Annotated in this window: 6 protein-coding genes and 2 pseudogenes; 1 reads left to right on the forward strand and 7 read right to left on the reverse strand. The window is 30.2% G+C overall.

What is annotated here, in order from left to right; all coding sequences use genetic code 11:
• Positions 1-839 precede the first annotated feature (839 nt).
• A complete protein-coding gene (locus tag MQE36_RS14550) occupies positions 840-2,759 on the forward strand; it encodes a discoidin domain-containing protein (RefSeq protein WP_242936706.1) in 1,920 nt (639 codons plus the stop codon).
• 185 nt (positions 2,760-2,944) lie between these two features.
• Here the strand turns inward: MQE36_RS14550 and MQE36_RS14555 are convergent, their stop codons facing one another.
• The 7 genes and pseudogenes from MQE36_RS14555 to MQE36_RS17100 all read right to left on the reverse strand — a co-directional run bounded on the left by MQE36_RS14555 (position 2,945) and on the right by MQE36_RS17100 (position 15,183).
• Positions 2,945-3,640, reverse strand: coding sequence for a 4'-phosphopantetheinyl transferase family protein (locus MQE36_RS14555; protein ID WP_242936707.1), 696 nt, complete (start codon positions 3,638-3,640; stop codon positions 2,945-2,947).
• Between the two features lie 16 nt (positions 3,641-3,656).
• Positions 3,657-4,376 (reverse strand): thioesterase II family protein, encoded by a 720-nt coding sequence (locus tag MQE36_RS14560; protein WP_242936708.1) that lies wholly within the window; start codon positions 4,374-4,376, stop codon positions 3,657-3,659.
• Between the two features lie 15 nt (positions 4,377-4,391).
• On the reverse strand, positions 4,392-6,026 hold the full coding sequence (locus MQE36_RS14565) for a cyclic peptide export ABC transporter (RefSeq protein WP_242936709.1): 1,635 nt from the start codon (positions 6,024-6,026) through the stop codon (positions 4,392-4,394).
• Between the two features lie 567 nt (positions 6,027-6,593).
• Complete coding sequence (locus MQE36_RS17090; protein WP_423242485.1) at positions 6,594-7,901, reverse strand: thioesterase II family protein; 1,308 nt, start codon at positions 7,899-7,901, stop codon at positions 6,594-6,596.
• Positions 7,878-9,005, reverse strand: a pseudogene (locus MQE36_RS17095) (amino acid adenylation domain-containing protein); the annotation flags it as partial. The gene MQE36_RS17090 and the pseudogene MQE36_RS17095, both read right to left, overlap by 24 nt.
• Before the next feature lie 132 nt (positions 9,006-9,137).
• Positions 9,138-11,452 (reverse strand): annotated as a pseudogene (locus MQE36_RS16995) (condensation domain-containing protein); the annotation flags it as partial.
• A 5-nt stretch (positions 11,453-11,457) separates the two neighbouring features.
• Positions 11,458-15,183 carry a condensation domain-containing protein gene (locus MQE36_RS17100; protein WP_423242486.1) on the reverse strand — a complete coding sequence of 1,242 codons (3,726 nt, stop codon included), beginning with the start codon at positions 15,181-15,183 and terminating at the stop codon, positions 11,458-11,460.
• Positions 15,184-15,200 lie beyond the last annotated feature (17 nt).

Raw genomic sequence — 15,200 nt, forward strand, 5'->3', positions numbered from 1 at the left:
ACATATATTCAGGTAATTATTTCAACCTTCAAATAGAGAGAAAACAGAGTTGAAATTAGAGCTCCAAACCCATAGAATTTAAATATTATCCAATTGGCGAAGTCTCTTAATTCAAAACTAAAGAACATCTCTCAATTTTATAACTTTTGATTAAAACTTAAAATAACATTTTCTGTCTCAGTCACACCAAAGTAGTTTAAAGAATATATATTGAGGTAATATATAAATCTTTATTTGACAATTTTTAAAAAAATTTGCTAAATTCTACTATATAAATCAATTCTAATTCAATTATTATAATAATATTATTTTTACGATCATTTAGAATATAAAAGTATATTTTAAATAGGATGATAAGTAAAACTATTATCTCCTAGTTTATAGAATTTATTAATAAAGGATGTTCACAATTGAATATACTACACCATAATTAGATTTTAAATTATAATCTAACTGGGTAATCCCTCCTTTTAGAAATCTATATAATAATAGAGTTTTAACGTCATTTTTAATTTCAAAATAAGAAATCCTATCAAAACTATTATGCCCATAAGTATATGAACTCCTTCCTAAAAAAATAATTAGTAAAGCACATTAAATTTAATTTTCATAATTCTTTGTTCTTAGTCCAAGAAAATGCGAAAATTATGGTTGCTAGTTAAGGTGATATTTTTTAATTAAGTAATCTTAAAAGGGTTTAATTAAAATAAAACATTTTATGATTGTTTTTGATAAAGTTATATTCTTAAATGTAGTCCCTTCCTTATTTATTTAGTGAATATAATCGTAAATTGCCACAGTTAAATATTATATTTTTGAGTTTTAAATTTAATAACATAATGTATTTTATAAAGTTTTCTAGTATTGTGACTCCAAAAGTTATTTGTATTTTCGTATTATTCATATTATTTTCTTGTGAGGATCCTCCACAAGATAATCGTAAAGCTTTTCAAGCAGTATTAAATCATTTCCAGGATCCCAAGGATAGTTTAAAATTAAAAGCTGCCTACTACCTTATTGACAATATAAACAATCATTATTACCACGAAATTATTCCTAGACGAAAATGGGAAAAAATCCTAGATTATTCTGATAGTTTAATTGAGGTAGAAGAAGAGAATTATATTCCGAAAATGAATGAAATATTTAACTCACAAGGAAAGTTTACCTTTAAGAAGGAATTAGATGACCAAACAATTAGCTCTGAAGATTTAATTATAAACATTGATTTAGCTTTTAAGGTTTGGAATAAACCTTGGAATAAACATGTAGATTTCGAAGCATTTTGTGAATTTATACTACCGTATAGGACAAAAAATGAACCTATTGACATAAGTTTGAGAAGTAAATATTTGGAAAACCTATCTAATAAACTTAATGATTCCTTGAAGTTTTCTGATATTTTAAATATCGTCAACAGTTTTTCTACTTATCCAGATCATAATTTAATAACACTGATTCCTGCGGATTTAAGTATTGAAGATATTAAAAAAGGGAGAATGACAACATGTATCGGAGAATCAAATATGGTCAATTTTAAGGCGAGGGCAATAGGTATTCCCACGGCAACTGACTTTACGATTTGGCCAAATTCCAGTGGTAACCATTATTGGAGTGTCATTCCATATGATAAGGATAGTATTCTATACGCGGATAAAGATTTCTTTTTTGGATCCCCAGGATCCTATAAATTAAGAAATAAAATTGCCAAAATATATAGATATATGTATAGTACACAAGAGCAAACATCTGAATTAAGGATACAAGAAAAAGAAAATAAAACCTTTTTACAGAATCCAAATTTGATGGATGTTACTTCTCAATATATAGAAACTACGGATATTAATATGGATTTATATAATTATGAAGGCAAAAATTTTACAAATGCCTATTTGTGCATTTTTAATAATAAAAAGTGGAATCCAATTGCTTTTTCGAAGGTAATTAATAATAAAATCACATTTAATAATGTTGGACGAGAATGTATTTTTTTAATTGCATATCTTGAGGATAACAAGTTTATACCTGCCTCTAATCCGTTTTCCATCGACAAAAGTGGAGAAATTAGTAAGTATATTGCAGATGAATCTCATAAAAGACAAATACATTTAACAAGAAAAACAAAATTAATTAAAAAGGTAATCGGTTTTGGAAATACCTTAAGAGGAGCAATTTTTCAACTATCCAAGACTTCTGATTTTAAAAACCCAATAAATATATATGAGATATCAAGTGAGGATACTATTGTTAAACCCAGAGAAATTGATCTCAATCTTGATGAAAAGTATCGATATGCAAGGGTGATAAATGATAATGATGTGCCTATGCATTTAGCTGAAATGCAGTTGTACTTGAAAGATAATAAAAAAATTAAAGGATACATTATTGCGGATGAAGATACCCCAAGTAAGAATATCCTTGATGATGATTTTTTAAGTTATGCAACAATTGAAAATCACAACAATAATCAATCCTGGATTGGGCTTGATTTTGGAAAAGAACATTTTGTCGATAAGTTATTGTTAGCTCCAAGAAGTGATGTAAATTATGTAAAACCTGGAGATACTTATGAATTATTATATTGGGATAATAAGTGGATATCACTTGGAAAAAAAATTGCAAGTTCTTATTACCTTGACTTTGACGAAGTACCCGATAATGCTTTACTATGGCTATCAAACCTAAGTGAAGGGGTTGAAGAAGAATTGTTTATTTATAAAGATAATCGACAACATTTTTGGAACTTAACAGACATATAAGACTATACATCTTGTAGCCTGACTTAAAACAAAAATCTCAACAAGGCTAGCCTTGTTGAGATAGATCAAATAAATGATAATATTGTACTAACGAACAGTTCAAACTAGGGGAAGCTTACATTTTTGGGAGGAAGTCATTATAAAGTACATTTGAAAAAGTTCTCATACTTTTTAAAGGAATTAATTTAAAATTTCACCTCAATAATATCACTCTTTACACTTTTAACAGGAGAGACGTTTGTACAAAAATAGTTGTCAAAAATTATTTTTTCTTTAAACCACTTAATGTCCTTATAACTTACGTAATCTCGCATTATTCTTATTTCCGACAATGGAAGACTTAGTCCTAACCCAATTGCCTTCACAACAGCCTCCTTGGCCGTCCAATATTCATAAAATTTGAACCCCTTTTTACTCTTTATTTCTTTAAATTCATCTGATGTAAAAACTGAATTAAAACATTCAATATCTATATCAATAATTTGTTCGATATCTATTCCCACTTTTTCTTTCGAAAAAGCACAAACAACCATTTCCCCACTATGTGAAATATTAAATTCAAAACCTATATTCTCCATTTGTGGTTTTCCATAAGCACTCTTTGAGTAATTATTAAAATCTATTTTACGATTATATATCATATAATAACCTGCATAAATTAATAATTTACCAAATAATGTATTTTGCCTATCCTGCCATCTATAATATTTAATAATATCTTTTTGTAGAAATTCTGGTAAAAAGTTTAAATAATAGTCCCACTCATCTAAACATAATTCCTTATCTACTTTTGTAAAAAGTATTAGATTCTTACCAGAACTTATTCTAATATTTTGGAATGAAGACAGGTTTTCAAATGAAATCTTACTTGTAAAACTCATATGATTTTAAAATGTATTATGAGAACATACCTTTATACATACATTGTGTTTCATACGATTCCTTAATGAATTCGGCAATCTCCTTTGGATGATCATAAATAAAAAAATGATTTCCAGAAAGCAGCTTATATTTAAAATTTGACGTAGTATAATTTTTCCAATTTTGAATACTACAACAAAATTTTTCTTTATCTCCCATTAGGGCGTAAATAGGTGTCGAAATTTTAATTTCACCATTCAAATCGCTTTCCTTTTCTACAATCTCAAAATCAGCTCGAAGAATTGGCTCAAAAAAATCAAATAATTGTTTATTTTCTATAATCTCATTTTCAATTCCTCCCAATAACTTCAATTCAGATATAAATTTTTCTTTAGGTAAATCATACCTTTGTATATCATTTTTAATATTAGGTCCTGGATTTCCAGATGCCACAAAACAGAGAGGATAGAATTTTCTTTTTTCCAATTCTGAAATCACAGAAAACCCCAAACTGGCTCCCATGCTATGACCATAAATTATAAATTGGTTTGACCCAATATTATCCAATATTTGATTCAGAACATCCCGTACCGCTAAATTTTTGTCAAACAATAGTTTCTCCTTAATCCTTTTTCCTCTACCCGGGAGTTCTATGGGTATAATATTAAATTTCTTCTCTAAATAAGGCATGATAAAATTGAAAGAATATACATTTCCCCCAGCATAATGCAATAAAATTAAATCCGGTTTTAGCATTTACAATTATTTAAATTAATTTAATGTAACAATTTCTTTAACTTCTATAAGGTGGCCATACTCCATCTTGTATAATCTATCCGCACAATTATAATATTTATCATCATGGGTCACTGCTAATATCGTAAATCCATTTTTTAATAAATAAGGAATTATCTTTTTATAAAACTTCTGGCGAAAAATTGGGTCTTGATCTGCTGCCCACTCATCTAATACTATTATTGGTTTATTTTCTAATAAGGCATTTATTAACGCTAGCCTTTTTCGCTGACCAACAGATAAATCTATAGTGGAAAATTTATTATTAAGAATAGTAACATTTTTATCTATTTCAAAAATTCGCAAATATTCCTGAGCTCTTTTAGTATCAACATTATCTATTCCGTACATTTCTTCAAAAAGATAAAAATCACTAAAGACAGGTGAAAATAAACTCTTAACATTAATTAGGTTCTCCAAATTACACAATTCATCATTTAATTTAACTTTACCCTTATTAGGGTGATAAATATTTAATATTGTATTGAACAATGTTGTTTTACCACTCCCATTTCCCCCGTAAATAAAAACTACTTCTCCCTTATTTATATTTAAATTTATAGGTCCAATTGAAAATTGGTCTTTACCATAAGAAAAACAGTAATTTTCAAACTCAAGCTTATTAAATTCTACTTGTTTACTGACCCGCTCTTCGACATTAACATTTTTATTAACTATTTCTAATTCAGTCATTAAATTATTTAATTTATTTAAAGAGATAAATGTTTTATTCATAACAGGAACTGCTGTCATAATCATTCCAATAGGTCCCAACATGTACATTAATACAATAATATAACTGATCGAAGATTCTATTGAAACTTTGAGTAAAGAAGATGAATAGAAAACAATAAAGGTTATTAAGAAATAAAATAATATTTGTCCCATAACTTGAGTATTTAGATACCCAATTAAAGCTCCTTTATCATGAGACCTTGCATTATTTATTATATTTCCGATTTTAGCGCTTAGTTTTTGACCAATAATCGGGTTTAAATTTATTTCTTTCGTACCATTCAAGATAGAGTTGAATAGCCTTATAAAACTCTTTTCTAGATTTCTTGAATTATTAAATTTTTCATGGCTTTTTTTATTTCTGATAAGGTATATCCCCACGGTAATAAATATGATTGTAAAACTAATTAGAAACAAGCTCAATGATATATAAGCCATATAAAAAAAACAACAACTTACCAATACTATTGATGATACAAAATCTATTAATAGTAATGACCCGCTTGTAATATTTCCTACATCCCTAGTTAAAATAGAGTAAACTTGATCTTTATTTTCTATTATTTTGCGTAATGGAGCTTTCAAAACCTGATTAATAATAGTTTTTCTAACATTCCAATATATTTCTTGAGATAAATTAATTATTCCTCCAGACAAAACTCTTTTTAAAGTAAAAAACAGAGCTATTATTCCAATAAATGTCATTAAATAAAAACTTTCTCTCTCTATATATCCATTAATAAGTAATAATTCGATCATCGAATTTAAAAGAATAACGAAACTAAAGCTTGTAATACCTAAAATCATAGATAACAGGGAGTAAGCAATAATTTCTACATTGGATATTTTTGTAAGTGTCTTTATTTTTTTAAGCATATTATTATAGGATTTAGTTTTTTGAATTTTGAATTTTGACTTTAGAATTCAAATCGTTGATTTGAACATTAATCTTGTTTTCTTAATATTTAAAATACTTTTAAGAAATATATAGACCATTTAACAGGATAAATAAGAAATTATTTTAGCTCTTTTACAGATTATGTTATTTGAAGTTCACATTAATGGTAATTAATCATATCCAACCAAGGTAAGTTGTTTAATCATTTATTAATAATAAAATTTACAATTGAAAAAAATTGTCCAATTTCACATACTGTTACCTTCATAATAATAATGTATTCTTATTACAACTTTTAATCATAAAACAATGATGTGATAATCTAATGTTCATTATTCAATAACCAAACTTTCTCGCGCTTGAAAAAAATTATTTATTATACTTTAAAAAATCCTTTGTTCTATAGATATATTATCTCTAAATCCTAGTGATTCATGACATTTTGAAAATTTACAAATAAATAATTCTTTATAGACATAAGAATATCTTTTTAAGATTACTTTTTCTATATGAAAGTGCAAGAATTCTAAAGCAAATAATATTTCTTATTTTAATAGAGTTTTTTCTTTTAAAAGTTTTAAAATAGCTTTTGGATGATTAAAAATGAAAAAATGATTGCCTTTAAATTGATAAACTTCAACTTTATCATTAGTTATTTCTTTCCAATATTTGGAAACATTTAAATTCAATCCTTCTTCTGTCCCAATCATCACGTGAATAGGTATACTTAATTTTTCAATACCATCGTAAACATATTCATCTAATGCCTTAATATCTGATTTTATAATTGGTAAAGAATACTTTATAAACTCTTTATTTTTATGGATGTCTTTATAAAAACCGCCAATTTCATAAATACCTTGAATAAACTTATCATCGGATATAGAGTGATTCCTAAGTAATTTATTCCTTGGCACTGGCCCACTTGATCCACTAACAAACATAGCAATTGGTAAAGGTAATTTGTATTGTTGGATTTTTTCTGTAACTAAGGTTGCTATAATAGCTCCCATACTATGTCCATATATCACATATGGTTTATCGAGATAATCTTTTATTTGTAAAAAGACATCATCAGCCATTTCATTTAAACCTTCTAATCTTTTCTCTCTGATTCTCTTACCTCTACCTGGTAACTCTAAAGAAATAAATTCAAATTCTGATGGGCAATATTGCTCATATTTAGAATATGAATATTTATTACCGCCAGCAAATGGTAGAGCAAATATTTTTACTGTTTCTAACTTAGTTTTGACACAATTATTTTTTTTATAATTATCAACTATTGTATCTTCCTCTATACTGACGCCATTAATAAGCTTAGATTGAGAATTTAAATCAGCTCTTAAGAAGATATCTTCTATTTTAATATTGACTTTAAAGACCTTATTAATTTTTTCTAAAAGCTTTAGTACTTTCAAACTATGCCCTCCTAGCTCAAAAAAGTTTGCTGTCACACTTATATTTCCTTTTGGTATACCCAATACATCACTCCAAATATTCACCAATTGCTCCTCTGTTTCATTCCTAGGAGCTACATACTCGATACCTATATTTATACCTAAACCCTCAGGGGCAGGTAAACTCTTTCTGTCCAGTTTCCCGTTACTGGTCAGAGGTAACTCATCCAATTTTACAAAATAACTTGGAATCATATAAAAAGGTAACCTCCGTGACATTTTATAGCGTAAGCTTGAAAGGGTATATTCGATCTCTCCTACATAATAAGCAACCAGTATTTGCTCTCCATTGTTCGATTCCTTATGAACTACACAACAATTATTTATTCCCTTAACTTGCTGCAGAACGTATTCAATTTCACCTAATTCAACACGAAAACCTCGTATTTTTATCTGACTATCTTTCCTGCCTATAAATTCAATAGTTCCATTTGGAAGCCACCTTCCTAAATCCCCAGTTCTATATAATCGTTCTCCTTTTTCAAACGGGTTTTCGATAAACTTCTCTGCTGTCAACTCGGGATTATTAAGATAACCTCTCGCCAATCCATCTCCTGATATACATATCTCTCCTACTATTCCTATCGCTTGTAAAGTTAATCCAACATCTAAAACATAAATTCTTGTATTATCAATAGGCCTACCTATTGTTAAAGAATCATTTAATACAATATGCTGCACAGTACTATAAGTAGTATCTTCTGACGGGCCATACAAATTCCTTAAAACAGTAGTTGGAGTTCTTATTTGCAATTCCTCAATTATTTTAGCGGGAATTTCTTCTCCAGCCATATTCAAAGCAACAACAGGTGCTAAATTTATATCTTCTAACAATAAACCAGATATTACGCTTGGAACTGTATTAATCATTAAGCGATCTTGTGTTTTAATATGATTTAATATAGAAAGTGCATTTTGTAATATTGATACTTTTTTACCTGTTATAAGTGGATAGAATATTTCAAATATTGATAGATCAAAACAAATAGATGTTGCAAACAGCATTGTATCATAAACTTGTTCCTTAAATTCTTTACAACTCCATATCAATAATGCATTTAAACTCCTATGCTCTATCATCACACCTTTGGGTTGTCCCGTAGAACCAGAAGTGTAAATAACATAAGCCAAATCACTACTACTTATAAATGTACCTAGATTATCTTTTATATAATCCTCTTGACTTTGTTCAAACTTGTCATATGCCAGTCTATCCAGCAGTAACTCACAGCGACTATCTGTTATTATATAGTCTATGCGTGATTGTGGATACTCTGGATCAATAGGCACATAAGCACCTCCGCTTTTTAATACTCCTATAATTGAAATTATAATATCTAAGGATCGATCCATCTTTATGCCTATCAATGTATCGCTTTCTATCTTGTAATTTGAATGCAAATACCTTGCTAATTGATTAGCCCTCTCATTTAACTCACAATAAGTCAACTCCTTACCCTCAAACACAACAGCTACACGATTCGGTGTCTTTTCCACCTGCTCCTCAAATAAATCTACAATCGTTTTTTCCTTAGGATATATTGTCGCTGTCTCATTAAACTCTTCTAGCAATATTGACTGTTCCCTTTGAGGTATATATGATAAACTTGATATGGATACTTCTGGACTTGCTACTATCGAGGTTAATAATTCTCCTATATGATTCAACATTCGTTCTATTGTAGAACGTGCAAATAAGTCACTACTGTATTCAATCCCTATTCCTAATTCGTTTCCTTTCTCTTCAAAATTAAACGTTAAATCAAACTTACTTACCACATGAGACATACCTTTGGTATTCTCATAGGATGACTTGGACTCTTCATCCAACTCCGGTTCTTTTCCTTCTGACTCTTGATAAGTAACCATTACATCAAATAGTGGATGCCTACTTGTATCTCGTGATAATGACAACTCATCTACTAAAGAATCAAATGGATATGATTGATGACTATAGCCTCCCAATGCCATTTCTTTTACCTTACTTAAAACAGCCTCAAAACTATCATTCCCATTAAAACGTGTTCGTAAGGCTAATGTGTTAACATAAAAACCTATCTGCCCTTCTAAATCTGGATGATCTCTCCCTGATATTGGACTTCCCAAAATAATATCTCCCTGACCTGTATATTTATAAAGTAACACATTCACTAAACTTAAAACTCTCATAAAAGAGGTAATCCCTTCTTCTGCCTTTAATAGTCCTTTAAACTTAGACGTGCTATCTTTATTAAAGATCCTTTTAACTTTCCCCCTTTGTAACTCTTCACCATCGGACGGGTATAATCTGTTGGTAAATCTAAAACTGGTAATTCTCCTTTAAATTGATCTAACCAATAATTACGAGAAACTGATAATGCCCCTGATTTCAACTCTGATTGCTGCCATTCTGCATAATCCTTATATTGAATTCTCAATGGTGTTAATTCTAAAGAAGTCCCTTTCTCTATTTTATCATAAATAGAGATCAACTCTCCAAATAGTGTTTCCATTGAAACACCATCACTTATGATATGATGCATAACATACACAAATACATAATGATCCTTTGATAAGCGATATACAGCACCTCTTAACAATGGGCCCTCTGAAAGATCAAATGACCTGTTTCTATAAATAGCAATTCGATCCCTTAAATCTGAAGTGCTTATTCCTTCTAAATCTTCATAATCTATTTTGAAGAACATTTCTTCCAATATAAACTGACGCACATCACCTTCATCATTTTCCCTAAATATGGTACGTAATGATTCATGTCGTGCAATTAATTTATTAAATGAAGATTCTAATGTTTCTACATCTATTAACCCTAATTCATGTACGCTTGACATATTATATGCGACATTGGCCGATTCAAATTGACTTAAAACCCACAAACGTCGTTGAGAAGAGGACAACACATAACTCTCAGCTTTTTCCACTTTAGGAATCTCCTGATAACACTCTTTTTCTGACTCTGATATTAATTCAGCCTGTGACAATATACTGTTATAAGTGAATAAATCTTGAATACTAACCTTTAATCCCAAGTCCTTATATAACTTACTGGAAAGCTTCAGTACTTTCAAGCTATGACCTCCTAGCTCAAAAAAGTTTGCTGTCACACTTATTTCTCCTTCTGGTATATCCAATACATCACTCCAAATACCCACTAATTGCTCCTCTATTTCATTCCTTGGACCTAAATACTCTATTCCTATATCTATACTTAAACCTTTAAGTTCAGGTAAACTTTTCCTATCCAATTTCCCATTACTCGTCAGAGGTAACTCCTCCAATTTCACAAAATAACTAGGTATCATATAACTCGGTAACAAGCTTCCCATATATTCCCTGAGCTCTTGAGATGTAATACTATCACTCCCTACGAAATAGGCTACCAAATCCTTATCTCCACTTGACGACTCTGTAACATCTACTACACAACTAATAACATGTGTATTACCCTGTAAAACATGTTCCACCTCTCCCAACTCTATTCGAAAACCTCGTATCTTGACCTGACTATCCTTCCTCCCGATAAATTCAATATTTCCATCTGGAAGCCACCTCCCTAAATCACCCGTCTTATATAATCGATCTCCTTCATTAAACGGGTTATCTACAAACTTCGCTGCAGTTAATTCCGGCCTGTTTAAATAGCCCCGAGCCAATCCATCTCCTGATATACATATCTCTCCTACTACTCCAATTGGAACAAGACTCTGCGCTTCATCTAAAATGTATACTTCGGTATTGTCTATAGGTTTTCCTATTGGGATTGTACCTGACTTTATAAGTTCCCTTTCTTTTAATCTATAGGTTGTTGCGCATATACTTGATTCTGTAGGACCATAAGCATTATAATAAATTCCTTCTTTTGAATATTCTATTGCTTTATCATACACGGCAGACTCACCTGCTGTTATTAATGTAATCAAAGGCTTGAGCCTATCTACATTCATTAATTTTATGAAAGAGGGGGAATGGTTGCTATTTCTATTGATTTTTCAATAATAAATGATTCTAAAAGTTCAGGAACTTTTCTCTCTTTGTCACCGACCAAATACAGAACAACCCCCGATGTTAGAGAAATAAATATTTCTGAAACAGAAGCATCAAAAGAATATGACGCAAATTGTAAGCTTCTCTTATGCTTTTTTAGTTCAAATATTTTGTTTTGAGAAACTATTGTATTAAGTATTCCTCTATGTTCTATCATCACACCTTTGGGTTGTCCCGTAGAACCAGAAGTGTAAATAACATAAGCCAAATCACTACTACTTATAAATGTACCTAGATTATCTTTTATATAATCCTCTTGACTTTGTTCAAACTTGTCATATGCCAGTCTATCCAGCAGTAACTCACAGCGACTATCTGTTATTATATAGTCTATGCGTGATTGTGGATACTCTGGATCAATAGGCACATAAGCACCTCCGCTTTTTAATACTCCTATAATTGAAATTATAATATCTAAGGATCGATCCATCTTTATGCCTATCAATGTATCGCTTTCTATCTTGTAATTTGAATGCAAATACCTTGCTAATTGATTAGCCCTCTCATTTAACTCACAATAAGTCAACTCCTTACCCTCAAACACAACAGCTACACGATTCGGTGTCTTTTCCACCTGCTCCTCAAATAAATCTACAATCGTTTTTTCCTTAGGATATATTGTCGCTGTCTCATTAAATTCGCAAAGTAACTCGATTTCCTCATCTGAGGTTAAGTAATTTATTTTTCCCAGCAATTGATTTGGGTCGCTTACGAAACTATTTATTACATTAAAAAAATGTTGCTTAAGCTTTAAAACTCCCTGTCTGTCATAATTATTAAGGTTATATGTGAAATTAATGATTAACTCATCTGATCCTGGTGCCACTTGAATTCCAAAATCATAATTGGTTTGTTCAAAAATTTCTCTTGAAACGACTGATAAATCATCCGCTATCGTTAAATCAATATTTGACGACTCTTGAACACTATAGTTTCCAAAAGTCATAACATGGTTTAAAAGTTTTGCTCCCGGTTCACTCAAAGACTGTACTTCAGATAAACTTATATAATGGTGGGACATACCGGATATAGCATTCCTTTGGATCATTTTCAATAACTCTTTCGGACTATCATTCTCTGCGAATTGAACACGCACTGGAATTGTATTGATAAACAGCCCTATCATACTCTCTACTCCCTTCAGATCCGATGGACGACCTGAAACAACAGATCCAAAAACCACATCTTCAATATTATTATATTGTGCTAATAGATAGCCCCAAACTCCTTGAATAAATGTATTCTGTGTAATATTTAAATCAACACATAACTCATTGACCGCTTTTAAAAGAGAACTTTTGATGTATAAAGACTCTTTTCCTTCTTTATATGAAGAAACTGTTTCCTCCTTGTATAAACGAAATGGAAATTCAATTATATTATTATATAAATGTAAATATTCTTTCCAGTAATCTAATGATGATTGCTTATCTACATTAGACAACCATTTAATATAATTTGAATAAGGTATTACTGGTTCTAAATTTGGTTCGGTGCCATGTTGAACAGAGAACATTAATTTATAAAAGTCATTAATCAAAATACTCATACACCAACCATCGGTTAATATATGATGATGACTCCAAATAAACTGATAATGACCATTCTTTAAATTTAAGACAATTAAACGCATTTGAGATCCAGTACTAAGGTCAAATCCTTTCTTACGATCTAATTCCTTGTAAGATGTTAAATATTCCTTCTGTTCATCTTCTGACAATCCAGATGGTGCACTATCATAAACAAATGTACTTTCAACCTCCTTCCATACAATCTGAACTGCTTCACCTCCATAATCTGTACTAAAGCTAGTACGTAAAACTGCATGCCGCGATATTAGAAGATCATAACTCTGCTTTAAAAGTTTAATATCTAAATCATGTGCCTCTATCACATAAGATATTTGCTCAAAATACATTGTAGGGTTTCTATCAGACAACCAATGGTAGTAGATCCCCTCCTGCAATGGAGATAATTTATAAACATCTTCTAAATTTTCTTTTTTATTAAGGTTAAATACATCAAGTATAGATAACCCTTTATATGTCAAATCATCAGGTGTTAAATAGCTCTTTTCCTCCTCATTTAACTTTAATATCAATTTTTCTAAATTATACTTATAACTAGAAATCAAACGTGATATTGTAGCTTTATTATAGTCCCTTTTACTATATGAAATTGACATTCTTAATACTCCGTCTACCAAAACTCCTGAGACGTTCAATGAAATATCCCTATTATTATTTAGTGGGATATCCCTCCCTCTATACTCTGAAGAATATTGAAATAAAGAGGATTGTTTAGATTCCTCTGAGCCGACTCCAGAACCAAAATCTCCTAAATAATTAAAAACAATTTTTGGTTTTATTTCAGTTGAAAAACCAGAAGCTAGCTCTTTCAAAATACCATAACCTATTCCCTTATTAGGCACCTTGCGTAGAGACTCTTTCACATACACTAAATTCCCTAAAGCATCTTCTTCTGGTAAAATTTCTAATAAGTAAGGGTAAACTGATGTGAACCAACCAACTGTCCGAGTAATATCAATATCTGAAATAATATCTTCCCTTCCATGTCCTTCCATTTTCACAAAAACTCTGGATATATCAAAAACATCATTGATCGATAGTCCAAAAGATGTTAATAATATATCATTGATTTCCGTATTAAATACTCTATTTGTCCGAGTTTGTAATAACTCTGTAATATTTGTATCTAAGACAAAGGATAGTTCTGAATAATCCCTTTGATTATAATCCCTGTCAATTTGATCTTTGGGTAGATCAATTACATTGCTTGTCAATAAATTTTCCCAATAGTTATGCTCTACCGCAAGTTTATCTCCATGAGCATAATCATTTAGCGCCTGAGACCAATCTCTAAAAGAATCTGTTTTTAAAGGTAAGGTTAAAGTAGAATTATTTATATATTGAAGATATAAAGTTGCTAAGTCATCTAGCAAAATACGCCAAGAAACTCCATCAATCACAAGATGATGAACCATTAAGAATAGTCGATCTCCATCTTTTAGTCTAAATAATGCAGCCTTAAATAATGGACCTTCTGATAAAGTTATACTTTCTTGAAGAGTTTCACAATACTTACCCATTAATAGCAAGGGTTCTTCTGAACCCTTAAGGTCATAATAATTAAAATCATAAAACCTCTCTGGAGAATAACTTAAGTTGTTTTGTTTCCATAAATTATCCTCTTTATGATAAACCATACGAAGCCCATCATGGTGATTTGTTATGTATTCAAAACATGAAGTTAATCCATTAATATCCAACTCAGTATAACTGTGTAATAAAACCGATTGATTGTAATGGTGCTTAGTTAAAATAGCATCATCATTAAAAAAGGAATGCTGTATCGGAGTGAGAAAAACTTCTCCTTCAACTTCGGATTGATCTATTACTCTGGAGTTAACCTTTGCTAACTTAGATAAATCTTCTATAACCGGATTACGAAGAATATCCTCCACTTTTATAGTATAGCCATAATTCTTTAAACGAGAAACCACCTGTATTGACTTAATTGAATCACCTCCTAGGTCATAAAAATTATCTTGAATACCTATATTATCTCGTTTTAATACTTCTTTCCATATTAATACTAAATTTTTCTCCAACTCATTACGTGGCGCTA

The sequence above is a fragment of the Zhouia spongiae genome, assembly GCF_022760175.1.
Lineage (GTDB): Bacteria > Bacteroidota > Bacteroidia > Flavobacteriales > Flavobacteriaceae > Zhouia > Zhouia spongiae.